Here is a 22,239-nt window from a genome sequence, read left to right on the forward strand (position 1 = left end):
CACTCAGTTACGGACGAAGGTGATGGGCAGGCCGTCCTTGGGATAGGGCAGGGAGTGATAGTCCAGGGGTGGGACGTAGGCGGGGTCCACCCGCCAGTGGTAGTCGCGCAGCAGGCGGTGCATGATCGACTTCACTTCCACTCCGCCGAAATGCATGCCGATGCATTTGTGCGCGCCCCCTCCGAAGGGCTCCCACGCGAAGCGATGCGATTTGTCCTCGCGGCGTTCGGGGCCGAAGCGGTCGGGATCGAAGGTGTGCGGGTCGGTCCAGTACTGCGGCATCAGGTGGGTGAACTGGATTCCGATGACGACATCGGTGCCCGCCGGAATCCGAACCCCTTGGATCACAGTGTCTTTCACCGCGTAGCGGACCAGGACCGGGACCGGGGCGCGCAGTCGCAGCGCCTCGCGCATCACCAGATCGATGGACTCCAGCCGCTCGAGTTCGGCCATCGATGGTGCGGGCCCCAGCGCCGATGCCTCACTGCGGCACCGTTGCTGCCATTCCGGATGCTGTCCCAGATACTGCAGGATCGTGGAGGTGGTGATGGTGGAGGTGTCGTGGGCGGCCATCATCAGGAAGATCATGTGGTTGACCACATCGTCGTCGCTGAAGCGGGCGCCGTCCTCGTCCTCGATGTGGCACAGCACCGAGAAGATGTCGTCGCTCTGTTCGGCGCGTTTCGCGGGCAGATAGTGGCGCAGAAAATCCTCGAGCACCTTTCGGCCGCGGTAGGCCTTGCCCCAGCGGGTGAACGGCACATTGCCGCGCACGATTCCGGCCGCGGCCTGCACGCACGCGATGAACGCCTGGTTGATCCGGTCCATCTCGGCCGGTGTGGTGTCCGCGGCGCCGCCCATGAACAGATCGGCGGCGATATCGAGGGTGAGTTGCTTGAGTTTCCAATAGGCGGGGAAGGATTCGCTCTCGTCCCAGTGCGCGACACCCTGTTCGATCGCCGGATGCAGTCGCTCGGTATAGGCCTGCAGGCGGGGACGGGTGAACGCCTGCTGCATGATCCGCCGATGCCGCTTGTGCTCGTCGAAGTCGATGAGCATGAGTCCGCCGTGGAAGAACGGGCCGACCAGCCGCGACCAGGCGGGCTCGTTGGCCAGCGCCCCGTCCTTGTTCAGCAGCGCTTCCCCGCAGGCGTCGGGACCGAGCAGCAGAGCCGCGGTCCGGCCGAGGGAATACATCGGGGCGACGGGCCCGTAGTGATCCCATTCCCGCTGGAACAGTGCCAGCGGGTCCTGTGCGTATTGCAGCAGTTGCCCGAGCACCGGGTAGCCGCGATCCTCGCGCCGCTGGGTCGGGAGAGGCCTGGTCTCCAGGGCGTCAGCCGTCATCGCACACCTCGTCTCTGTGATGCCGCTCACGTCACAGCCTGATTCAGGAAGGGCGTCCTGTCAACCTTGATCGCGAAGTCGCTGTGGCATGCTGGGGCCATGGCCGTGCAATCAGGGGTCTACCGCGGAGCGACCGCCGCCGAACGGGCCACCGAACGCCGGTCGCGCCTGCTGGACGCGGGTCTCACGGTGTGGGCCGACGCGGGAACCCGGACGACGATGACCGCGGTCTGCGCCGAAGCCGGACTCAGTGAGCGCTACTTCTACGAGAGTTTCACCGGACTCGACGCCCTGCTCGAAGCCGTCCTGAACCAGATCGCCGTCGAAATCGAGGACAACAGCCGCAGCGCCGCCGAGGCCGCCGGAGACGATCCGGAAGCGCGTATGCGGGCATCGATCGGCGCGTTCGTGCGGCTGCTGGTCGAGGATCCGCGCAAGGGCCGGGTCGCGATCGTCGAATCGGTGGCGTTTCCCCATTTGCGCAGGCGCCGTACCGAATTGCTGCGGCACCTGGCGCACGAGTCGGCCCTCGAAGTACGAACGTGGCTCGGCGATTCCGGCCGCAGCCGGGCCGCCGACGAAACCTCCGGTCTGCTGTTCATCGGCGGCATGGCCGAACTGGTCACCGCCTGGCTCGACGGCGCCATCGAGGTGAGCGCCGAGGAGATGGTCGAGGCCGCGTGCCGGGCCCTGCGCGGTCTCTATCGCTGAATGCCGGTGGTGAGGATGGTCGCGAGTTCACGGTAGGCGTCGGCGTCGTCGAGGCCGGTTTCGGTGCGGACGCCACCCTGCTGGATGCGCACCATCATGGTCGCGGCGAGGTCCGCGGCGAAAGCGGCGTGGACTTCCCGGAATTCGCCGGCCGCGACGCCGTCGTCGACGAGTTCGCGGACTCGTCTCGCGGCGAGGCGGGTGTTCTGCTCGTACACCTCTCGGGCCGGTGCGAAGGCATCCAGGTCGGTCATGAACTGCTGGGATGCGGCGCCGAGGACGGTTCCGACGGCCGACAGGTAGGCGATGATGCGTGCGCGGGCTCCGGTGGTGGTGGCGATGCGCTGCTCGACATCGTCGGTGGCGCGCCGGAAGAAGTGCACGGTGGCGGCGCGGACCAGTTGTTCTTTACTGCCGGCCAGTGTGTAGAGCGTGCTTTTGGAACACCGCAGCCGCGAGGCGATCTCGTCGAGGGTCAGATGCGCGAAGCCCTCGGTCAGGAAGAGGTCGACCAGCGCGTCGAACAGTTCGGTACGCCGCCGGGTGCCGAAACCGCCACGAGTCGTCTGCGTCATGCCTGAATAGTACTCAAGAGAGTCTTGCAGTACTGCCCGCCGGACAGTACTCTGGCCGATAACCGAGTACTGCCATCCGTGGCCGAGAGGGAGGATGTCGTGGCTGTCGATCGATTGCTGCCCACCGACGAGGCGCACGAACTGATCCAGCTCACCCGTGACATCGCGGACAAGGCGCTCGCGCCGATCGTCGATGAGCACGAGCGGTCGGAGTCGTATCCGAGCGGTGTATTCGCCACGCTCGGCGAGGCGGGGTTGCTGAGTCTGCCGTATCCGCAGGAGTGGGGCGGTGGCGGTCAGCCCTACGAGGTGTATCTGCAGGTGCTCGAGGAGATCGCGGCGCGGTGGGCGGCGGTCGCGGTCGCGGTGAGCGTGCACAGCCTCGCGTGTCATCCGCTGATGGCGTTCGGGACCGAGGAACAGCAACGTCGATGGCTACCGGAGATGCTGGGCGGCACGACAATCGGCGCCTACAGCCTGTCCGAGCCGCAAGCCGGATCCGATGCCGCGGCGGTGGCGTGCAAGGCCGCGCCCGCCGACGGCGGGTATCGGCTCAACGGCACCAAGGCGTGGATCACCCACGGTGGTGTCGCGGATTTCTACAACGTCTTCGCGCGGACCGGTGAAGGGTCGCGCGGGATTTCGTGCTTCCTGGTACCGAAGGACCTCGAGGGCCTGAGTTTCGGCAAGCCCGAGGAGAAGATGGGCCTGCACGCGGTGCCGACGACCACCGCGCATTACGACGATGCGTACCTGCCCGCGGAGCGGCGGATCGGCGCCGAGGGGCAAGGTCTGCAGATCGCTTTGAGCGCATTGGATTCCGGGCGCCTGGGGATCGCCGCGGTGGCGACGGGTCTGGCGCAGGCCGCCCTCGACGAGGCGGTCGGTTATGCGAAGGAGCGCAGCGCCTTCGGTAAGAAGATCATCGATCATCAGGGCCTCGGTTTCCTGCTCGCCGATATGGCCGCCGCCGTCGACTCTGCCCGGGCCACCTATCTCGACGCCGCGCGGCGTCGCGATGCCGGCTTGCCCTATTCGCGGCAGGCCTCGGTCGCCAAGCTGGTGGCCACCGATGCCGCGATGAAGGTGACCACCGATGCGGTGCAGGTCTTCGGAGGCTACGGCTACACCCGGGACTTCCGCGTCGAGCGGTACATGCGGGAAGCCAAGATCACCCAGATCTTCGAGGGCACCAACCAGATTCAGCGTCTGGTCATCAGCCGCTCACTCGCGAAGTAGCCGCCACGGACCCGGTCGGCCTATCGGCCGGTGAAGAACTGCCAGATGACGGTGGCGGCGTCGAATTGACGGCTGACCTTGCCGATGAGGATGTCGGGCAGATATTGCGGGCCGCCGGGCCAGGTGTGGCCGCCGTTGTCGATCGAATACGCCGTTACCCGAGTGTCGTCGGCGCACGCGGCTGTCGCGGTGTGGACGGTGGTTCCGTCGTCGACGACAGTCGGCAGTTCAGCAGTCCTGACGGAGCCGCACCGGTTTGTCGTGCGCCACAGTTCCTGGGTGGCGTCGACGGACAGGACGGGGCTGGTGCCGGGGCCGAGGCGGCCGGAGGTCATCCGCACGACTCCGCCGTCGTAGGGGACGACCGGGTCTGCGGTGCCGTGGATTTCGAGCACCGACAGCGGGTGCGTGGGGGCGCAGTCGGCGGCATCGGCGACGGGAAGGGGTCCGGCGACCGGCGCGATGGCCGCGATCTTCGCCGAGAGCCGGCAGCCGAGGTACTCGGTGAACATCGCGCCGTTGGACAGGCCGGTGGCATAGACGCGGTTCGGATCGACGTCGTCGTCGGCGACGAGGCGGTCGATGATCGCGGAGACGAAGGCGACATCGTCGATCCGCTTCGCGCCCGCGGTGGTGTCCGCGCCGCGGCCGTCGTTCCAGCTCTTGTCCGAGCCGACGGGGTAGACGGCGAGGAAACCCTCGGTGTCGGCCAGGGTATCGAAACCGGTTGTGGCGGCCATGTTTTCGGCCGTACCGCCGCCGCCGTGGAAGATCAGGACGGCCGGTCGCTTCCCCGGCCCGGGCGATGAGGGTTCGTGGATCAGATACTGCCGTGGCAGGCCGCTCGACTCCACTGTGACCGTCCGGTCCCCGGCCGGAGCGGCGTGCAAGGGAGCACATCCACTCACCGCGGCGATCAGACCGGCTGCCGCGACGAAGGCCTGGATCGGTGCGAATCGCTTCCCCATCGCACAACGGTAAACCGGATCCGCGCCGCCTTCACCACGCGGCGCTGAGGATCGCCTGAAAATTGCAGCGAGGCCGGGACGTATCACGACGCGGTGTCCGCCGGACGGCACCTCCGACCACGAAGCGCCGACTGCGACGATGATCGGATCATGATCAGGCCGAGAGTGATCCTCAGCCGGGCTATGGAGGCAGGGCTCGTGGTGGTGGGGCTGGCCGTGTTGTGGGCCGGCGCGCCGAACGACTGGCTCGTGGTCTGGGACGTACTGGCGGCCGTGTACGTCGGGATCTGGGCGGTGCGGCTGCTGCGGAACCGGCGCGAGGAGAATCCTCAGGAATGGCTCGCCGAGGTTCAGGGCAACTGGGCGGCGCTGCTGGCGATCGGGTTGGCCAGTGCCGTCGGGCTGGTCGCGGTCGTATCGATGATCGCGGACGTCGACGAGAAGTTCGGGGCATTCGCGAAAGCCGTTGCGGCCGTTGCCGCATTGCTGGCCTGGTTTCTACTGCACCTGGGCTTCGCCGAACAGTATGCGCGAACCTATTACGCGCTGCTGCCGGACCGCGCGCTGTCGTTCCCGGGATCGGGGCAACCGAACCTCCTGGATTTCGCCTACTTCGCCTTCACCATCGGGGTTTCCTTCGCGGTCTCCGACGTCGAGACCCACCACCGGGACATCCGGGTACAGGTTCTGGTGCATTCGGTGCTCGGCTTCTTCTACAACGCCGCGGTCATCGGCGTCGCGGTCGGGGTGGTGACCGGTGGGCGGTGACCGGTGGAGGGCCCGGCCCCTGCGGTGGCGAGGTATCGAAAACCGCCATCCCCGGTTCGGTGAGCAGCACCGATTCGGCGTCCGCACGCCCGCGCGCCAGAACGCATGCCCGAAACCGCCGCGCCGGAGTTCCGGCGAACGCCGGGCAGCCGCATCCAATGGGCGGGCGCGGAGACCTCGATGTGTGGAACGGCTGTATGGACGTGTCGTGCGATCGGGTCACCGCGCGGCAGCCGCAATCCTGGACCGCTTCGACTCCTGAGGTGCTGCGGCCCTACGGCGCGGGCCAGATTCCCCGCAACCGCGCCGCGGCGACCGCGCTCTGGCGCAGTCCCGCTTCGTAGGCGGGGCGCAGAGCGGCCGGGTCGAAGACGTCCGCACCTGTGGCGGCGATGGCTTGGGCGTCGGGGGACAGGGAAACCGTTGTGGCCGAGGCGAGTTCGTGGTCGGTGTCGGCTCGTGGGTAGAGGTGGGCGCCCGGTTCCAGGATCACGATCGTCTCGGCGCCGACCGCGAGGTCGGCATTGATCGGGGAGCGCACGCCGCCGTCGGCGTAGCGGGCACCGTCGATCGGGATCGGCGGGAACACTCCGGGCACCGCCGTGCTCGCCGCGACGGCCTCCGCCACGGACGCTACGTCGGTGCGGGTCCACGCCCGCAGGTCTCCGGATTCGGCATGGACCGACGTGATGACCAGATCTCGGTCCGGCCAGTGCGGCATCGCCAGCAGGGCGTCCATCCGCGCGACGTGTTCTGCGGCATCGGCGGGGACGGCCGGGGCGGGGTCCTGCCCCGGCTCGGGCGGGGTGAGCAAGCGGGCGACGTCGCCGCCGTCGCCGAGTACCGCGGCGACGACCGCGCCGGCCGAGGTGCCGACGACACGATCCGCACGAGCGAGGTCGATCCCGGCTTCCCGCAGGCCGACCAGCAGCCCGACCGTCCACACGGTGCCGACCGTCCCACCTCCGCCCAGTACGAGCGCGGACCGAAAACCGTTGGGCGGCAGAGCGGAAGTCACGCGCCGAGCCTACCGGCGACCCGGAGGGCGGTGCTCTCACAGCCGAGACGACCGGATGGTCCTGGTGAGCGGGTTGTGCGGGAAAGTTGCCGGAGTACGCTGAATGGGTCGGCCTTCGATGACTCGGCCTCTCGATGAATCGAGACAACTCATGCACGAGCTGGCAATCGCGCAGGGGATCGTGAGCGGCGCGTGTGAACACGCTGCCGGGCGGCGGGTGTACCGCGTGACCGTTGCGATCGGGATGCTCTGCGCGGTGGTCCCGGATGCCCTGCACTTCTGTTTCGGCCTCGCGGCCGAAGGCACCCTCGCCGAGGGCGCGGAACTCGTCGTCGAGGAAATTCCGGGCCGGGCGCGCTGCCGCACCTGCGGCGCCGAATTCGGCCTGCCCGATCTGATCCCGCTGTGCGCCTGCGGCAGCGCCGACGTCGACATCCGCGCCGGGCGGGAGCTGCGAATCCGCTCCATGGAGGTGAGTGAGACATGTGCGCAACCTGCGGATGCGGCGGCGACGACACCCAGGCGGTGATCACCGGTCCGCACGAGCACGACCATCCGCACGATCACGATCACGACCACGGCGACACGCACGATCACCGCCACGGGGGCGCGCACGATCACGGCGACGGGCGCGGGCATGACCACGGCGACGGGCATGCGCATGACCACCACGAGAACGCGCATCACCCCCACGGGCACGATCACGACCACTCCCACCCGCACGAGCACGGCGGTCCGCCGACCGAGACGGTGACTCTGGAACAGAAGGTGCTGGCCAAGAACGATCAACTGGCACAAGAGAATCGGCGCTGGCTGGCCGAGCGGGACATCCTCGCCCTGAATCTCACCAGTTCGCCGGGCGCGGGCAAGACGACGCTGCTCGAACGCACCATCCGTGAATGCCCGGGCATGCCGATCGCGGTCATCGAGGGCGATCAGGAGACCTTGCTGGACGCGCGGCGGATCGAATCCACCGGCTGCCCCGTGGTGCAGATCAACACCGGCGCCGGCTGTCATCTCGACGCGCAGATGACCCGCGGCGCGCTCGAATCACTGCACCCGGCGCGCGAGAGCGTGGTCCTGATCGAGAATGTCGGCAATCTGGTGTGTCCCGCCCTGTTCGACCTCGGCGAGCGCGCGAAGGTCGTCATCGTCTCGGTGACCGAGGGAACCGACAAGCCGTTGAAGTATCCCCATATGTTCGCCGCGGCCGGCCTCGTGCTGATCAACAAGATCGATCTGCTGCCGTATGTCGACTTCGATCTCGCCACCTGTACGCGCTACGTCCGGGCGATCAATTCCGGAGTGACGGTGCTCCCGGTATCCGCGACGAGCGGAGAGGGCCTCGGTGACTGGTACGGCTGGCTCGCCGGGCAACGCTCGTCGGTAGCCGCACCCATTGAGGTTCATTTGTCGCGAGACTAATATCTGTGTGGTCTGTATCACAGATTGAGACGGCTTCGAGCCGGATCGGCCAGCCCCCGCCCGGCTCGGGAAGGCGGCATTCATGCCAACCCAGGAAGCAGTTCGGGCCGAAGAGACGCTGATACACGTCCTGTGGATCAACGCGGGCCTCAGTTGTGACGGTGATTCGGTGGCGTTGACTGCCGCCACCCAGCCCAGTGTCGAGGAAATCGCGCTCGGAGCGCTTCCCGGCCTGCCCAAGATCGCCGTACATTGGCCGCTGATCGATTTCGAATGCGGTCCGAACGGGGGAGCCGACGACTTCCTCGAATGGTTCTTCAAGGCCGACCGCGGCGAACTCGAACCCTTCGTTCTGGTGGTCGAAGGTTCGATTCCGAACGAGCAATTGCACCGCGACGGTTACTGGTGCGGTTTCGGCAACAACCCGGAGACGAATCAGCCGATGACCACCAGTGAATGGCTCGACCGGCTGGCGCCCAAGGCCACCGCGGTCGTGGCGGTCGGCACCTGCGCCACCTACGGCGGCATTCACGCGATGGCCGGCAACCCCACCGGAGCGATGGGAGTTCCGGATTACCTCGGCTGGGATTGGAAGTCCAAGGCCGATATTCCGATCGTCTGCGTGCCCGGATGCCCGATCCAGCCGGACAATCTCTCCGAGACGCTGACCTATCTGCTGTACATGGCCACCGGCCAGGCGCCGATGATTCCGCTCGACGAAGCGCTGCGCCCGAAATGGTTGTTCGGTGCCACCGTGCACGAGGGTTGCGATCGCGCCGGATACTACGAACAAGGTGATTTCGCCGAGGAGTACGGCTCGCCGAAGTGCATCGTGAAATTGGGGTGCTGGGGCCCGGTCGTGAAATGCAATGTGCCCAAACGTGGTTGGCTCAACGGTGTCGGAGGGTGCCCGAACGTCGGCGGTATCTGCATCGGCTGCACCATGCCGGGATTCCCGGACAAATTCATGCCGTTCATGGACGAACCGCCCGGCGGGAAAATCTCGTCCACCGCGTCGGGGCTGTACGGATCGGTGATCCGCAGCCTGCGCCACATCACCGGCCGCACTGTCGACAAGGAGCCGCACTGGCGGCACAAGGGGGAGAAACTCGATACGGGCGCGACTCGCACCTGGTAGGAGAATCTCGCGATGACACAGATCATCCCGGAGGCGTCGCACAAGAGGATCGAGCCGGATTCGCTCGTCGAAATGGCGTGGGACCCGATCACCCGGATCGTCGGCAGCCTCGGTATCTACACGAAAATCGATTTCGAGAACCGGGAAGTGGTCGAGTGTCACAGCACGTCGTCCATCTTCCGTGGCTATTCGATATTCATGCGCGGCAAGGATCCGCGGGATGCGCACTTCATCACCAGCCGCATCTGCGGAATCTGCGGTGACAACCACGCCACCTGTTCGTGCTACTGCCAGAACATGGCCTACGGCGTGAAGCCGCCGCATCTGGGCGAGTGGATCGTCAATCTGGGCGAGGCCGCGGAATACATGTTCGACCACAACATCTTCCAGGAGAATCTGGTCGGGGTGGACTTCTGCGAGAAGATGGTCGCCGAGACCAATCCGAGTGTTCTCGACGCGGCCCGCAAGGCCGAGGCGCCGCACGCCGCGATGCACGGCTATCGCACCGTCGGCGACATCATGGAAGCGCTCAATCCCTTCACCGGCGAGTTCTACCGTGAGGCGTTGCAGGTGAGCCGGTACACGCGAGAGATGTTCTGCCTCATGGAAGGCCGGCACGTGCATCCCTCGACGCTGTATCCCGGCGGCGTCGGCACCGTGGCGACGGTCCAGTTGATGACCGACTACATGTCGCGACTGATGCGCTACGTCGAATTCATGAAGAAGGTCGTGCCGATGCACGACGACCTGTTCGACTTCTTCTACACCGCGGTGCCCGGATACGAGCGGGTCGGGCTGCGGCGCACCCTGCTGGGATGCTGGGGTTCGTTCCAGGATCCGGAGGTCTGCAATTTCGAGTACAAGGATATGGAGGATTGGGGCCGGCGGATGTTCGTGACGCCGGGTGTGGTGGTGGACGGCAAACTCGTCACCACCTCGCTGCTCGATATCAATCTCGGTATCCGAATCCTGTTGGGCAGTTCGTATTACGACGACTGGACCGATCAGGAGATGTTCGTGAAGACCGATCCGCTGGGCAATCCGGTGGACCGGCGCCATCCGTGGAATCAGCACACCAATCCGAAGCCGCAGAAACGCGATCTCGACGACAAGTACAGCTGGGTGATGTCACCGCGCTGGTTCGACGGCAAGGACCACCTGGCCCTCGACACCGGCGGTGGGCCGCTGGCCCGGTTGTGGTCGACGGCGCTGGCCGGGCTGGTCGACATCGGCTATGTCCGCTCGACCGGGCACAGCGTGCAGATCAACCTGCCCAAGACCGCCTTGAAGGGGCCGGTCGAATTGGAATGGAAGATTCCGGAGTACGGCAGCAACACCATCGAACGCGATCGTGCCCGCACCTACTTCCAGGCCTACGCGGCGGCGTGCGCACTGCATTTCGCCGAGAAGGCGCTCACGGAGATCCGGGCCGGGCGGACCAAGACATGGGAGCATTTCGACGTGCCGGCCGAGGGCATCGGCTGCGGTTTCACCGAGGCCGTGCGCGGTGTGCTGTCGCATCACATGGTGATCCGCGACGGCAAGATCGCCAACTACCACCCCTATCCGCCGACGCCGTGGAATGCCAACCCGCGCGACAGCTTCGGCACGCCGGGGCCCTACGAGGACGCGGTACAGGGACAGCCGATCTTCGAGGAGAACGACCGCGAGCACTTCAAGGGCATCGACATCATGCGCACGGTGCGCAGCTTCGATCCCTGCCTGCCCTGCGGTGTGCACATGTACCTCGGAAAGGGCACGACCCTGGACCTGGTGCATTCACCGGCACAGATATCGACCGCCGAATAACCGGAGATCCGGTACCGACGGCAGGAGGAGGCGGTATCCACGCGTCCTGACGGTGAGTCCGCGGCGACGGTCGGCGACGACCGGTGGCGCAGCGCGGGTGATCGCATCGAGACACTGCTCGATGCGAGTTCCGCGGGTGGTGCGGTGGCCCGGGAACGGGCCGAGGCGCTGGTCGGCGAGGTGGTCGATCTGTACGGCGCCGGACTGCGGCGCATCCTCGCCGTCCTCGACGACGCCACGGTGCAGCGGCTGCTCGCCGACGATCTGGTCGCCAGCCTGCTGCTGGTGCACGGGCTGCATCCCCACGACGTGCGGACCCGGGTCGCCGGCGCGCTCGACAGCGTGCGGCCGTATCTGGGGTCGCACGGCGGCGATGTGCGCTTGCTCGAGGTCGGCGAAGATGCGGTGGTCCGGCTGGAGCTGACCGGAAGCTGCCGCAGTTGCCCATCGTCCTCGGTGACATTGGAATTGGCGGTGGAGGACGCCGTGCGCGCGGCCGCACCGGAGATCACCGCGATCGAAGTGGTCGCCGCCGAGGCGGCCGCCGACCCGGCGGTGATCGCCCCGGAGACGCTGTTCGCGCACGTGCGCTCCGGCGGAAACTGGATCGGCGCACCGGAATTGGCGGATTTGGCCGCCGGTGAGGTCGGCGGCTTCGCCCTGGGCGGGCTGACGGTACTCGCCTGCCGGGTCGGCGACGAGATCTACGTCTACCGCGATCACTGCCCGAACTGTGACCGGACGCTGGCCGGCGCGGTTCTGCACCGCGGGGTCCACGGCGACCCGGTGCTGCGCTGTCCCGGGTGCCGCGCCCATTTCGACATCGTCCACGCCGGTGCCCGGCTCGACGGGAGCGGACATCTCGAACCGCTGCCGGTTCTGGTGCGCGACGGCGAACTGTCGGTGGCGATTCCGGTGGGGGTGGGCGGATGAATCCGACCGTGCGCGCACTGCGCCGCTTGGCGGCCGAACGCCCTCCGGCGCCGGTCGCGGGGGAGCGGTGCGAGATGTGCGCGGAACCGGTCGGCGCGGCGCATCAGCACGTCGTCGACACCGAGAGCCGGCACATGTTGTGCGTATGCCGGGGTTGTTATCTGCTGTTCACCGATCGGGCCGCGGCACTGCGTTACCGGGCGGTCCCGCAGCGGTACATCTCGTTTCCCGATTTCCGGATGAGCCTGCCGGAATGGGACGGCCTCGAGATTCCGGTCGGACTGGCCTTCTTCTTCCACAGCTCGGCGGCCGGGCGCACCGTCGCGTTCTATCCGGGACCGGCCGGGGCCACCGAATCCGAACTGCCCCTGGATAATTGGCACGCGTTCACCGAGTCGCACCCGGAATTCGGCGATCTCGCCGACGATGTCGAGGCCCTGCTGATCCAGGTCCCCGAACGCGACGCCGGCGCGGCACGCTGCCTGCTGCTGCCGATCGACGCCTGCTACGAGTTCGTGGGCCGGATCCGTTTGCTGTGGCGCGGTTTCGACGGAGGGTCGGATGTGCGCGACTACATAGCGCGATTCTTCGCCGAGATGACGGCGCGGGCCCGCGCATTCGATCCGGGAAACAGGGGGGAGGCGCCGTGAGCCCCGCCTACGCCACCACCTTCGCGGTGCTCGGGATGAAGCCCGAACCGTACGCGGTCACTCCGATCCTGTCCGCGCGGATCGGAATCGCCTCCGTCGGTGACGAACCCGTCCACGCCATCGCCTTGCGCGCCCAGGTGCGCATCGAGCCGAACCGCCGGTCCTACACCGACGCCGAGAGCGCGGGACTGCTGGATCTGTTCGGTCCGCGCGAGCGCTGGGACCACACCCAGCGCTCGTTTCTCTGGATGCACTGCGCCACAACGGTTCCCGGCTTCACCGGCGGCGCGGAGGTGGATCTGCCGATGCCGTGCACCTACGACCTCGAGGTGGCCGGATCGAAGTATCTGCACGCGTTGCACGAGGGTGAGGTGCCGCTGGTGTTCCTGTTCAGCGGGACCGTATTCATCCGCGGCAGTAAAGGTTTCGCGGTGCAGCAGATTCCCTGGGATCGCGACGACCGCTACCGGATGCCGGTCTCGGTGTGGCGGGAGCTGATGGCGGCGCACTTCCCGGGCACGGGCTGGCTGCGGCTGCACGAGGACACCCTGGCCGCGCTCGCGGCCTACAAGGGCGAGCACGGCCTGCTCGGCTTCGACGAGACGGTCGCACGGTTGCTCGCGGGCGCACAGGAGTCGGCGTGAGTACCGCGCGCTCGAGCCGAGAACGAGCCCGCGCGGTCGCCGACGCGGTGCTCTACGAGGGCTATCTGCTCTATCCGTACCGCGCCGACGCGCGAAAGAACCGGTGCCGCTGGCAATTCGGCGTCCTCGGCCCCGCCGGCGCGCACGCGTCCGGACTGGGGGAGGAGTCCGAACTCACCGGGCAGATGCCGTTGGTCCCGGACGGCGACCCGGTCCTGCGGTTCACGCTCCGATTCCTGCAACTGCAGCACCGCGCTGTGCACGACGCGGACGGCACGCCCGTCGCGGAGACGACCGTCGCGGGCGACACCTGGCCGGACTGGGACGAGGCCGTCGAACGGGAGGTCACCGTCGGACCGTGCGCCCCGGCCGACACGACGGTGCCGTTCGAGATTCCAGGGGGCCGCGAGACCGAACCCCTGGCCGATCCGGCGACCGGAGCGGCGGGCACGGTCGTGCGCACTCGCCGCCCGCTGCGCGGCGAATTGGAGCTGGCCGTCGCCATCGAGGCCGGATATCGGCTCGTGCGGGTGACCGTGCGCAACACCGGGGAACCGGCCGTCGATCGCCGCGACGCCCTGGCCCGTTCGCTGCTCGGCGCGCACGTGATCGCCGAGACGACCGGCGCGGAATTCGTCTCGCTGCTGGAACCGCCGCCGGAGGCCGAGGCCGCCGTGGCGCGGTGCGCCCAGCATCGCTGCTTCCCGGTGCTGGCCGGACCGCCCGGTGACCGCGGCCTGATGCTGATCTCGCCGATCATCCTCTACGACCATCCCGAGATCGCCGAGCAGAGCCCGGAATCGCTCTACGACGCCACCGAGATCGACGAAATTCTCACCCTGCGCGTCATGGCCATGACCGACGAGGAGAAGGCGGCCGCGCGCGCCACCGATCCGCGCGCGGCCCGCATCGTGGACAGCTGTGACGCGATGACCGCCGAGCAGATGGCGCGACTGCACGGCGTGCTGCGCGACCCCGGCGCCGGGGAGAACCGGCTGGTGCCGGAGATCCCGCCCGGCATCGACTGGTGGGATCCGGTCGCCGACGGCGCGGTGCGGCCGGATTCGGATGCCGTGCCCATCGCCGGGACGCTGGTGCGCAAGGGGAGCCGGGTGCGGCTGCATCCGGCCCGGCGCGCCGATATCCACGACATGTTCTTCGACGGCCGCGACGCGCGGGTCACCTCGGTGCACGCCGACGTCGACGGGCGCACCCACGTCGGTGTGGTCATCGCCGACGATCCCGGAGCCGATCTGCACGAATGGTACGGGCGTTACCTGTATTTCGATCCCGACGAACTGGAGCCGCTGGACGGACCGGGCGAGTAGCGCGGCCGGAGGAAAGGACGGATGTCATGGAGACGGTGGGAATGGTGGCGACGGGAGTCGTCGCGGCGGCGGTCGTCGTCGCGGCGCTGATCGGAATCCGCTCGATTCCGGATATGCGCCGCTATCTGCGAATGCGGCGCATGTGAGCAGCCGGGTGCTGGTCGCCGGAATCGGCAACATCTTTCTCGGCGACGACGGCTTCGGCCCCGAGGTGGTGCGGCGGATACCGCCGGACCGCGAGGACGGCGTGCGGGTGGTCGACTACGGCATCCGCGGCATGCATCTGGCCTACGACCTCCTCGATGCCTGGGATGCGCTGGTCCTCGTCGACGCGATCCCGAATCGGGGCGCGCCGGGCCGCATCGAGGTGATGCGCGCCGAACCGGGCCGGCAGGCGCCGGTGGGTCTGGACGCCCACGGGATGGATCCGGTCGCGGTGTTCGCGGGGGTCCGGGCGCTGGGCGGGGAGGTACCACCCACCGTGGTCGTCGGCTGTCAGGTGCTGTCGACCGACGAGGGGATCGGCCTGTCCGCACCCCTGGCGGCCGCGGTGGACGAGGGCGCCGCGACCGTGGCGCGGGTGGTCGCGCAAGTGCGGATGTCGCGAACGGAGGTGTGATCGTGTGCCTCGGGATTCCGGGCCGGGTCGTGGAGATCGTCGACGGCTACGGCGGTCAGCTGGCGCTCGTCGATGTCTCCGGCGCCGAGCGCAAGGTGAATATCGGCCTGCTGGAAGACGATCCGGTGGCACCGGGGGATTGGGTGATCATCCACATGGGTCTCGCGGTCGAGCGCACCGACGAGGCGGGCGCCCGCGAGGCACTCGCCGGACTGCGACTGCTGAGTCGAGGCGAGCCGTGAGCACCGAGGCGAGGCGAGTAGTGGGTACCGAGGCGGGCCGAGTAGTGGGTACCGAGGCGGGCCGAGTAGCCGACGCCGGGCGCGCTCGGTGCCGGCTGGTCGTGCGCGGTGTGGTGCAGGGCGTCGGATTCCGGCCCTTCGTCTACAGCACCGCCGCCGAACTCGCGCTGACCGGCAGTGTCTCCAACGACAGCGACGGGGTGATCGTCGACATCGAGGGAACACCATGGGCGCTGGCCGAATTCACCGATCGGGTGCGCCACCACCCGCCGCCGCTGGCGGTGGTCGACTCCGTCGAGCGCACCGATCTTCCGGTGCGCGGGGGCACCGGATTCCGGATCGCCGGCACGACCCGCGGCGGCGGTCGCACCCTGGCCTCGCCCGATGTGGCGATCTGCGCCGACTGTGCGCGGGAGCTGGCCGATCCGGCCGACCGCCGCTACCGGCATCCGTTCGTCACCTGCACCAATTGCGGCCCCCGCTTCACGATCATCGCGAGTCTGCCCTACGACCGTGAGCGGACCTCGATGGCCGATTTCGCCATGTGCGAGCGCTGTGCGCGCGAGTACCACGATCCCGCCGACCGCCGTTTCCACGCTCAGCCGATCGCCTGCCCCGACTGCGGGCCCACTTTGCGCTACTCCGGTCCCGGAACCGGTGACCCCGTGGCCGCCGCGCGAAAGATGTTGCGCGAGGGCGGAATTGTCGCGGTCAAGGGCATCGGCGGCTATCACCTGGCCTGCGCCGCCGACGACGAGGACGCGGTGGCGCGGCTGCGCGCCCGCAAGCGGCGCGGCGCGAAACCTTTCGCCGTCATGGTCGCCGATCTCGCCGCGGCCCGCACCCTCGCACGTGTCGACGCGGCCGCCGCGGCGGTGCTGAGCGGACCACAGCGGCCGATCGTGCTGCTGCCGCGCGGTGAGCGAGCACCGGCGGAATCGGTGGCGCCGGGCCTGCGCGAGCTCGGGGTGATGCTGGCCTACACGCCGCTGCATCTGCTGCTGTTCGGACTGCCCGGCGACCCGCCCGGTCCGATCGCGCTGGTGATGACCTCGGCCAATCTCGGCGGCGAACCCCTCTGCTACACCGACGAGGACGCCGCGCGACGTCTGCCGGAACTGGCCGACGCGGTGCTGGACCACGACCGCCGCATCCTGGTTCCCTGCGACGATTCGGTGGTCCGGCTGGTCGACGGAATCGAACTGCCGATCCGGCGCTCCCGGGGATACGCGCCGCTGCCGCTGGCACTGCCGCAGGAGTCGGCGCCCGTTCTCGCGGTCGGCGCGGATGTGAAGAACACCTGCGCGGTCGCCGAGGGCCGATATGCGTGGCTGAGTCAGCACATCGGCGATATGGACGATCTGGCCACGCTGCGCGCCTTCGGCGCGGCCGAACACCATCTGGAGGAACTGACCGGCGTGCACCCGGCGCGGCTGGCGGTCGACGCCCATCCCGGCTATCGCTCCAGCGCCTGGGCGCGGCGCGCCGCCGCCGGGCGGCCGGTGCACACCGTGCAGCATCATCACGCCCACATCGCGGCGGTGATGGGGGAGCACGGCCTGCCCGGATCGTCGACCGTCCTCGGAATCGCTTTCGACGGAACGGGTTTCGGGCCGGACGGGGCGATCTGGGGCGGTGAGGTGCTGGCGGCCGGCTACAAGGGATTCCGCCGCCTGGCACATCTGGCCTACGTCCCCCTGCCGGGCGGTGACGCCAGTGTGCATCGCCCCTACCGGATGGCGCTGGCCCATCTGCACGCCGCCGGCATCGCGTGGGAGGAGTCCATCGCCTCGGTCGCGGCGTGCCCGCCCGCCGAGCGCCGGGTTCTCGCCCATCAACTCGACACCGGGCTGGGCTGTGTCCCGACCTCGAGCATGGGGCGGCTGTTCGACGCGGTGGCGTCGCTGGCGGGTGTGCGCCACGTGGTCGACTACGAGGCGCAGGCCGCCATCGAACTGGAGGCCCGCTCGCGGGACGCGGACCCCGGGCACGGCTACCGATTCGCGCTCGGCGCACCCGACCCCGACGCCGGTGCCGTGCGAATGGATCCGGCTCCGGTGCTGGCCGCGGTGCTCGCCGACCTCGCGGCAGGGGCCGGTGCGGATCTCGTCGGCGCGCGCTTCCATGTCGCGGTCGCCGAACTCGTGGTCGCACTGGCGCGCCGATTCGGCGAACCGGGTGTGCCGGTGGCTCTCTCCGGTGGCGTGTTCCAGAACGCGCTGCTGCTCTCGCTCTCGCGAAACCGGCTGCGGGACGAGGGCTTTCAGGTCATCACTCATCACAGAGTGCCACCCAACGACGGCGGCCTGGCATTCGGGCAGCTGCTCGCCGCCGGGGCTCGATGAGCGAAAGGAAGGAACCGATCATGTGCCTGGCAGTCCCGGGGAAGGTGCTCGACCTGTACGAGCGCGACGGCACGCTGATGTCGGTGGTCGACTTCGGCGGTGTCCACAAAGACGTATGCCTGCAATACATTCCGGATGCCGCGGTCGGCGACTACGTCGTCGTGCACGTCGGATTCGCCATTCAGCGCCTCGACGAGGAATCGGCGCTGGCCACCCTGGCCGAATTCGAACACCTCGGTGTATTGAACGAGGAATTCGGTGACGGCTTCGCCATCGCCGCCCGGCAGTCCGGTCTTCCCGATCCCACCTCCGGCGCGCCGTCGGAGCCCGCTCGTGACGACGAGGTGAACCGATGAAATATCTGGACGAATTCAGCAATCCCGATCTGGCTCAGCGTCTGCTCGAACGGATCCGGACCGAGTCCACGCGCCGCTGGTCGATCATGGAAGTATGTGGCGGACAGACGCATTCGATCATCCGGCACGGCATCGACCAGCTGCTGCCGGACACCATCGAGATGATCCACGGCCCCGGCTGCCCGGTCTGCGTCACGCCCCTGGAAGTGATCGACAAGGCACTCGAGATCGCCGCCCGCCCGGAGGTCATCTTCTGCTCCTTCGGCGACATGCTGCGCGTGCCGGGAAGTTCCAAGGATCTGTTCCGGGTCAAGAGCGAGGGCGGCGACGTGCGGGTGGTGTATTCGCCGCTGGACGCCCTCACCCTCGCGAAACAGAATCCCGACCGGCAGGTGGTGTTCTTCGGGATCGGTTTCGAGACCACCGCCCCGGCCAACGCCATGACCGTGTATCAGGCCCAGCGGCTGGGCATCGAGAACTTCTCGCTGCTGGTCTCGCACGTCCTGGTCCCGCCGGCGATCGCCGCCATCATGGAATCGCCGGACTGCCGGGTCCAGGCGTTCCTGGCCGCCGGTCACGTGTGCGCGGTGATGGGTACCGGCGAATACCCGCCGCTGGCGGAGAAGTATCGAGTTCCCATGGTGGTCACGGGATTCGAGCCCCTGGACATTCTGGAGGGGATCCGCCGCACGGTGATCCAGCTCGAACAGGGCCGCCACGAAGTCGAGAACGCCTACCCGCGTGCGGTACCGGCCGAGGGCAATCCGGCCGCGAAGGCCATGTTGCAGGACGTCTTCGAGGTCACCGACCGGGCCTGGCGCGGGATCGGCGTCATTCCGCGCAGCGGGTGGCGGCTCTCGCCGCGCTATCGCGACTACGACGCCGAATACCGATTCAGCGTGGGCGATATCCACACCGCCGAATCGTCGGTCTGCCGCTCCGGAGAGGTCCTGCAGGGGCTGATCAAGCCGACCGATTGCGCGGCGTTCGGCACCCGCTGCACACCGCGAAATCCGCTGGGCGCCACGATGGTGTCCTCCGAGGGCGCCTGCGCGGCCTACTACCTGTATCGCCGCCTGGACCTGCCGGCGGAGGTGGCTCATGCTTGACCATGCCCAAACCTCCACTCCGCCACCGGTATTCGATGCGGAGAGCTGGGTGTGCCCACTGCCGCTGCGGGATTCGCCGACGATCGTGATGGCGCACGGCGGCGGGGGCGCGATGTCGGGCGAGCTGATCGAGCATCTGTTCCTGCCCGCGTTCGGCGCCGCCGCCGACGCCGCGCTCGGGGACGCGGCGGTGGTCGAGGTCGGCGGCACGAGGCTGGCGTTCTCCACCGATTCGTTCGTGGTGAAACCGCTCGTCTTCCCCGGCGGCACGATCGGCGAGCTGGCGGTCAACGGCACCGTGAACGACCTGGCCATGGCCGGTGCGCAGCCGCTGGTGCTGTCGACGGCGTTCATCCTGGAAGAGGGCACCGACCTGGCCGAGATCGCCCGGGTCGCCGAGGCCATGGGCGAGGCCGCCGGCACGGCCGGGGTGAAGCTGGTGACCGGCGATACGAAAGTGGTCGACGCCGGCCACGGGGACGGCATCTTCGTCAACACCGCGGGCATCGGGCTGGTGCCCGCGGGGGTCGACATCCGTCCCGAGCGCGCCCGGCCCGGCGATGTCGTGCTGGTCAGCGGCGACATCGGTGTGCACGGGGTGGCGGTGATGAGCTGCCGCGAGGGCCTGGAATTCGGCACCACCGTGCGCAGCGACACCGCCGCGCTGAACGGTCTGGTCGCCGCCCTCCTCGCCACCGGCGCCGATGTCCACACGCTGCGCGATCCCACTCGCGGCGGGGTGGCGGCGACCTTGAACGAGATCGCGAAAGCCGCGAATACCGGTGTGCGACTGGACGAGCGCGCGCTGCCGATCCCGGACGCGGTCCGCGATGCCTGCGGGCTGCTGGGACTGGATCCGCTGTACGTGGCCAACGAGGGGAAGGCGATCGCCTTCGTCGCCGCCGAGGACGCGGACCGCGCGCTGGAGGCCATGCGGGCGCATCCGCTGGGCGCGCGGGCCCGCGCGATCGGCGTCTGCGTCGACGAACATCCCGGGATGGTGGTCGCGCGCACCGCGCTCGGCGGTACCCGGGTGGTGGATCTCCCTGCCGGCGAACAGCTTCCGCGGATCTGCTGAGCGCCCGGCGGGGTCGCGGGCGGGAGATACGATGCGGCCGACGATGACGGTATCGCCCCCTCGGGAGTGGGCGCGGGAACAGCGCGCCCGGCGCCGCGGCGTGACCGGTATGGCCGTGACGGTGGTCGCGCTGCACGTCGCGGGCTGGGGGCTGCTGGCAGCCCTGGTCATCCCGAACCACTACGCGGTGGGCAATGTGGTGTTCGGCGCCGGCCTGGGCGTGACGGCGTACACGCTGGGGATGCGGCACGCCTTCGACGTCGACCATATCGCCGCGATCGACAACACCACCCGCAAGCTGGTGGGCGAGCGCAGGAACCCGGTGTCGGCCGGATTCTGGTTCTCGCTCGGCCATTCCACCGTCGTCTTCGTCATGGTCGGTGCGCTGGCACTGGGCGCGCGGGTGCTGGCCTCCGGCGTCGAGGACGACGGCTCCGGGCTGCGGCGCTGGACCGGTACCTTCGGCAGCGGCGTCTCGGGAACCTTCCTGCTGCTCATCGGTGTGCTGAACCTGGTGTCGCTCATCGGTATCGGGCGGGCACTGCGCGCGGTGCGCCGAGGGGAGGGTGACGAGCGGGAACTGAATTCCCGGCTGTACGCGCGCGGGGCGCTGAACCGGGTGCTGGCGCCGCTGGTGCGCGCGGTGCGCAGGCCGGGGCAGATGTATCCGATCGGTGTGCTGTTCGGACTGGGATTCGACACGGTGACCGAGGTGAGCCTGCTGGTGCTCGCGGGTGGCGCCGCGGCCGACACCGATCTGCCGTGGTACGCGATCGTGGTGTTGCCGCTGCTGTTCTCGGCCGGTATGACTCTGTTCGACTCGCTGGACGGGGCGTGTATGAACGCGGCCTACGGCTGGGCCTGCGCGGCGCCGGCCCGCAAGATCTACTACAACCTGCTGGTGACCGGGCTGTCGGTCGCGGTGGCTCTGCTGATCGGCGCCCAGGAGATCGTCTCCGTGGTCACCGGCGCACTGGGCATCACCTCCGGCCCGCTGGCCTGGATCGGCGGTCTCGATCTGGGGGCGATGGGATTCGTCGTGGTGGCGCTGTTCGTCGCGACCTGGCTGCTGGCGCTGATCCTGTGGCGACGCGAGGAAACATGAGCGGGCCGCAGATGTTCGCACGCTACGCCTACGCGCCGAACGCGCTGGGCTACTGCGGGCCCGCCGACGCCCCCGCGCTGGCCGGCGGGACCGATGCCGAGATCCGGGCCGTGGCACGGCGCTTCTCCGGGGCCTGGCCGTACCTGCGGGTGCTGTCGTCGATGACCGGAATCGCCGATCCGCTCGACCCGCGACTGGTCGAATCCTATTGGCTCGGTGGGGGAGTCGGCGCCCGGATCGACAGGACGGAATTCCTGTCGAGGCTGTTGTCGGTGATCGGCCCGATCGCCGGCGGATACTGGCGTCACCTGGGGCCCGAACTGGCCGAGGAGAGCGCGGCCAACCACAACTTCCATGTCTTCGGTATCTACCCGTGGACCCGTCTGCTCGGCCGGGGTCCCGCGGATCTGCCGCTGGGGGTGCTCGACAACTGCCGGATCACGTGGGCACGTGTCTGCGCGCGCGACGCCACCACCGCGACGGTGCGCATGCGGCGGCTGTGCTGGAGCGATTCCCGGCTCTCGCTCTCCGCGGAGACGTCGCGCCGCATCGAACTGGCCGGGGCGGGCATCGATGCCGCCGATATCGAGGTGGGCGACCATCTCGCGCTGCACTGGGAGCACATCTGCGCCCGGCTCGACCGCACCCGGCTCGATCGGCTCACGGCCGCGACGGCCTGGCAGCTGGCGGCCACGAATCGCCGCCTGGACCCGAACTCCGCGACACCGGCCCGGCGCTCACGGGCCTCGTGACGGCGACAGCGATCACTGCGCCGGGTCCTTGCGCAATGTTCTCTCCCGGGTGATCTGGGCATCGACCACCGCGCCGAGCA

At 68.5% G+C, this 22,239-nt stretch carries 24 protein-coding genes; 20 read left to right on the plus strand and 4 right to left on the minus strand.

From position 1 onward, the window contains the following. Nucleotides 1–3: 3 nt before the first annotated feature. Nucleotides 4–1,347: a cytochrome P450 gene (locus RJ03_RS33060; RefSeq protein WP_036510560.1), complete on the minus strand. Its 1,344-nt coding sequence runs from the start codon at nt 1,345–1,347 to the stop codon at nt 4–6. Nucleotides 1,348–1,446: 99 nt separating this feature from the next. On the opposite strand from RJ03_RS33060, the gene RJ03_RS33065 reads away from it, so the two are divergent. Beyond that, the gene (locus RJ03_RS33065) at nt 1,447–2,058 is read left to right on the plus strand and encodes a TetR/AcrR family transcriptional regulator (RefSeq protein ID WP_036510564.1); all 612 of its coding nucleotides are present in this window, start codon (nt 1,447–1,449) and stop codon (nt 2,056–2,058) included. Here RJ03_RS33065 and RJ03_RS33070 read toward each other — a convergent pair. Continuing rightward, complete coding sequence (locus RJ03_RS33070; RefSeq protein WP_036510567.1) at nt 2,049–2,633, minus strand: TetR/AcrR family transcriptional regulator; 585 nt, start codon at nt 2,631–2,633, stop codon at nt 2,049–2,051. The genes RJ03_RS33065 and RJ03_RS33070 overlap by 10 nt on opposite strands. Nucleotides 2,634–2,732: 99 nt before the next feature. Between RJ03_RS33070 and RJ03_RS33075 the strand changes: the two genes are divergently transcribed. Then, on the plus strand, nt 2,733–3,872 hold the full coding sequence (locus RJ03_RS33075) for an acyl-CoA dehydrogenase family protein (RefSeq protein ID WP_036510570.1): 1,140 nt from the start codon (nt 2,733–2,735) through the stop codon (nt 3,870–3,872). Nucleotides 3,873–3,892: 20 nt separating this feature from the next. Here the strand turns inward: RJ03_RS33075 and RJ03_RS33080 are convergent, their stop codons facing one another. Beyond that, a complete protein-coding gene (locus RJ03_RS33080; RefSeq protein ID WP_036510574.1) occupies nt 3,893–4,840 on the minus strand; it encodes an extracellular catalytic domain type 1 short-chain-length polyhydroxyalkanoate depolymerase in 948 nt (315 codons plus the stop codon). Between the two features lie 150 nt (nt 4,841–4,990). On the opposite strand from RJ03_RS33080, the gene RJ03_RS33085 reads away from it, so the two are divergent. Further along, a complete protein-coding gene (locus tag RJ03_RS33085; RefSeq protein WP_036510578.1) occupies nt 4,991–5,608 on the plus strand; it encodes a DUF1345 domain-containing protein in 618 nt (205 codons plus the stop codon). Nucleotides 5,609–5,882: 274 nt separating this feature from the next. On the opposite strand, the gene RJ03_RS33090 is transcribed toward RJ03_RS33085, so the two are convergent. Further along, entirely contained in the window at nt 5,883–6,626 is a 744-nt protein-coding gene (locus RJ03_RS33090; protein WP_036510582.1) for a patatin-like phospholipase family protein, read from the minus strand. A gap of 151 nt (nt 6,627–6,777) precedes the next feature. On the opposite strand from RJ03_RS33090, the gene RJ03_RS33095 reads away from it, so the two are divergent. From RJ03_RS33095 to RJ03_RS33170, 17 genes are all read left to right on the plus strand, one after another. Next, nucleotides 6,778–7,155 carry a hydrogenase maturation nickel metallochaperone HypA/HybF gene (locus RJ03_RS33095; protein ID WP_036510585.1) on the plus strand — a complete coding sequence of 126 codons (378 nt, stop codon included), beginning with the start codon at nt 6,778–6,780 and terminating at the stop codon, nt 7,153–7,155. Next, nucleotides 7,110–8,051: a hydrogenase nickel incorporation protein HypB gene (gene hypB, locus RJ03_RS33100; RefSeq protein ID WP_051025606.1), complete on the plus strand. Its 942-nt coding sequence runs from the start codon at nt 7,110–7,112 to the stop codon at nt 8,049–8,051. The genes RJ03_RS33095 and hypB overlap by 46 nt, the downstream gene beginning before the upstream one ends. 82 nt (nt 8,052–8,133) lie before the next feature. Beyond that, nucleotides 8,134–9,189, plus strand: a complete 1,056-nt coding sequence (locus tag RJ03_RS33105) for an NADH-quinone oxidoreductase subunit B family protein (RefSeq protein ID WP_036510588.1) — start codon at nt 8,134–8,136, stop codon at nt 9,187–9,189. 12 nt (nt 9,190–9,201) lie between these two features. Further along, nucleotides 9,202–10,998: a nickel-dependent hydrogenase large subunit gene (locus RJ03_RS33110; protein WP_036510591.1), complete on the plus strand. Its 1,797-nt coding sequence runs from the start codon at nt 9,202–9,204 to the stop codon at nt 10,996–10,998. A gap of 105 nt (nt 10,999–11,103) precedes the next feature. Further along, on the plus strand, nt 11,104–11,931 hold the full coding sequence (locus RJ03_RS33115) for a NifU family protein (RefSeq protein ID WP_232329611.1): 828 nt from the start codon (nt 11,104–11,106) through the stop codon (nt 11,929–11,931). Beyond that, nucleotides 11,928–12,581 carry a DUF5947 family protein gene (locus RJ03_RS33120; RefSeq protein WP_036510597.1) on the plus strand — a complete coding sequence of 218 codons (654 nt, stop codon included), beginning with the start codon at nt 11,928–11,930 and terminating at the stop codon, nt 12,579–12,581. Before RJ03_RS33115 ends, RJ03_RS33120 begins: the two co-directional genes overlap by 4 nt. After that, nucleotides 12,578–13,225, plus strand: a complete 648-nt coding sequence (locus RJ03_RS33125) for a DUF6084 family protein (RefSeq protein WP_036510601.1) — start codon at nt 12,578–12,580, stop codon at nt 13,223–13,225. Before RJ03_RS33120 ends, RJ03_RS33125 begins: the two co-directional genes overlap by 4 nt. Continuing rightward, on the plus strand, nt 13,222–14,553 hold the full coding sequence (locus tag RJ03_RS33130; protein WP_036510604.1) for a hypothetical protein: 1,332 nt from the start codon (nt 13,222–13,224) through the stop codon (nt 14,551–14,553). The genes RJ03_RS33125 and RJ03_RS33130 overlap by 4 nt, the downstream gene beginning before the upstream one ends. 26 nt (nt 14,554–14,579) lie before the next feature. After that, the gene (locus tag RJ03_RS39175; RefSeq protein ID WP_086007056.1) at nt 14,580–14,699 is read left to right on the plus strand and encodes a DUF6893 family small protein; all 120 of its coding nucleotides are present in this window, start codon (nt 14,580–14,582) and stop codon (nt 14,697–14,699) included. Further along, nucleotides 14,696–15,172 (plus strand): hydrogenase maturation protease, encoded by a 477-nt coding sequence (locus RJ03_RS33135; RefSeq protein ID WP_036510607.1) that lies wholly within the window; start codon nt 14,696–14,698, stop codon nt 15,170–15,172. Before RJ03_RS39175 ends, RJ03_RS33135 begins: the two co-directional genes overlap by 4 nt. A 2-nt stretch (nt 15,173–15,174) precedes the next feature. Beyond that, a complete protein-coding gene (locus tag RJ03_RS33140; RefSeq protein WP_036510650.1) occupies nt 15,175–15,414 on the plus strand; it encodes a HypC/HybG/HupF family hydrogenase formation chaperone in 240 nt (79 codons plus the stop codon). Between the two features lie 44 nt (nt 15,415–15,458). After that, complete coding sequence (gene hypF / locus RJ03_RS33145) at nt 15,459–17,759, plus strand: carbamoyltransferase HypF (RefSeq protein ID WP_051025607.1); 2,301 nt, start codon at nt 15,459–15,461, stop codon at nt 17,757–17,759. A gap of 20 nt (nt 17,760–17,779) precedes the next feature. Then, nucleotides 17,780–18,115 (plus strand): HypC/HybG/HupF family hydrogenase formation chaperone, encoded by a 336-nt coding sequence (locus tag RJ03_RS33150; protein ID WP_036510658.1) that lies wholly within the window; start codon nt 17,780–17,782, stop codon nt 18,113–18,115. Beyond that, complete coding sequence (hypD, locus tag RJ03_RS33155; RefSeq protein ID WP_036510610.1) at nt 18,112–19,224, plus strand: hydrogenase formation protein HypD; 1,113 nt, start codon at nt 18,112–18,114, stop codon at nt 19,222–19,224. Before RJ03_RS33150 ends, hypD begins: the two co-directional genes overlap by 4 nt. Continuing rightward, nucleotides 19,217–20,302, plus strand: a complete 1,086-nt coding sequence (gene hypE / locus RJ03_RS33160) for a hydrogenase expression/formation protein HypE (RefSeq protein ID WP_051025608.1) — start codon at nt 19,217–19,219, stop codon at nt 20,300–20,302. Before hypD ends, hypE begins: the two co-directional genes overlap by 8 nt. Before the next feature lie 43 nt (nt 20,303–20,345). After that, nucleotides 20,346–21,407 (plus strand): Nickel transporter NicT, encoded by a 1,062-nt coding sequence (gene nicT, locus RJ03_RS33165; RefSeq protein ID WP_198163966.1) that lies wholly within the window; start codon nt 20,346–20,348, stop codon nt 21,405–21,407. Then, nucleotides 21,404–22,159 carry a DUF6390 family protein gene (locus RJ03_RS33170; protein ID WP_036510619.1) on the plus strand — a complete coding sequence of 252 codons (756 nt, stop codon included), beginning with the start codon at nt 21,404–21,406 and terminating at the stop codon, nt 22,157–22,159. Before nicT ends, RJ03_RS33170 begins: the two co-directional genes overlap by 4 nt. The last annotated feature ends 80 nt before the right edge of the window (nt 22,160–22,239 follow it).

The sequence above is a fragment of the Nocardia aobensis NBRC 100429 genome (assembly GCF_000308375.1).
Taxonomy (GTDB): Bacteria; Actinomycetota; Actinomycetes; order Mycobacteriales; family Mycobacteriaceae; genus Nocardia; species Nocardia aobensis.